The 1362-nt window shown below is 60.7% G+C and carries 1 protein-coding gene; it reads right to left on the bottom strand.

Annotated features, from left to right (window positions below):
- Positions 1-619 (bottom strand): glycine betaine ABC transporter substrate-binding protein (locus ABYB95_RS23525; protein ID WP_372662811.1); only part of this gene is annotated, 619 nt, incomplete at its 3' end.
- Positions 620-1362 lie beyond the last annotated feature (743 nt).

Here is a 1362-nt window from a genome sequence, read left to right as displayed (position 1 = left end):
TGAAGATGGAAAACGCCCTGATGGACGCCGTGCTGAACGACAACAAGAAGCCCGAACAAGCGGCGACCACCTGGCTCAGCATGCCCTGCTCGCTCGATTCCACCACCTGCCAGCCGTCGAGGCCGAAGGCGTTCTTGTCGATCATGTCCTGGATCAGCCGGTTGCCGTCGTTGCCCGGCTCGATGCCGTAGATCTTGCCGTTAAGCTTTTTCGAGAACTTGGCGATGTCGGCAAACGACTTCAGTCCGGCCTTGTAGGCGGCTGCGGAAACCGCCAGCGTGTACTTGGCACCTTCCAGGTTGGCGCGCACGGTCTCCACGCTGCCGCTGTCGCGGTAGGGCTTGATGTCGGCTTCCATGGTGGGCATCCAGTTGCCCAGGAACACGTCGATGTCCTTGTTCTCCAGCGACTTGTAGGTCACGGGAACCGAGATCAGGTTGGTCTTGGTGGTGTAGCCCAGGGCCTCGAGCACTTTGCTGGTGACGGCCGTGGTCACCGTGATGTCGGTCCAGCCCACGTCGGCAAAGCGCACATTGCGGCAGCTTTCGGGCTCGGCGGCGGTGGCCACCAGCGGTGTGAAAAGGGATGCGGCCAGCAGCAGCGAGTAACTTGTTTTCATGGCAATTCCTTTGTGAAGAGCTGGCGCAGCCCAGGGTGGGCAGGCAGATCAGAGGACAAAAATGGAACCGGCAATGCAAGGTAGGAGCGGCGCGAGCCCTGCGGGCTGATCGCGGCGTCGAACCGATGGAAGCCGGTTGCGGATCCGCCCAAAGGTGGGCAGAGAGGTACGACCCTGAACGGTGGACGGCGTGGCGTCCGCTATTCAAGGCCCGGTCGTGGCACGGAAAGATCCGCACGGCGGCTGAAGATGCCACCAACAACGACCAGTATCGCTACAGAAGAGACTGAAAAAGCGAAAGAAGCTGCGTATTTTACCGCAGATACCCGTTTGTGGCTGAAAAGCATGCCTGGGCGACACCCGCGTAGAGGGCGCACCGTCTATGGCGTGGGCGGTGAACGGGCGAGAAAAGTTGTTCTTCAACCGCTGTGATGAATGGGGAGGGCATCCATGCCGCATGCACACAGGGCTCCGTGTGGGCGTGGAGCGGGTGCGGTGGCGGTTGGTCGTCCGTCAAGCGCCGGGATGTGCCATCCAGTGACCAGGCCGCCGCGGCTGATGCGGTAGCCGGGCCGCTCTTGTGGGGGCCGGTTTTGAGCGCGCGGTCGGTCTTCCAAAAACACCCCACTCAAAAATTCCTGAGACGGCAAGAACCGTTGCAGGATGTCCAAAAACAAAAAAGCCCCGTTTCACGAGGAAGACGGGGCTTTTAGGGTGTCTTGAGAGGCGCATTGAAACGCTCT

Origin of the sequence: Hydrogenophaga sp. (assembly GCF_041633695.1) — a bacterium.
In the GTDB taxonomy this organism is placed as follows: domain Bacteria; phylum Pseudomonadota; class Gammaproteobacteria; order Burkholderiales; family Burkholderiaceae_C; genus Hydrogenophaga.
Note: the sequence above shows the minus strand (reverse complement) of the source record. Positions and strands in the feature narration are given on the sequence as shown.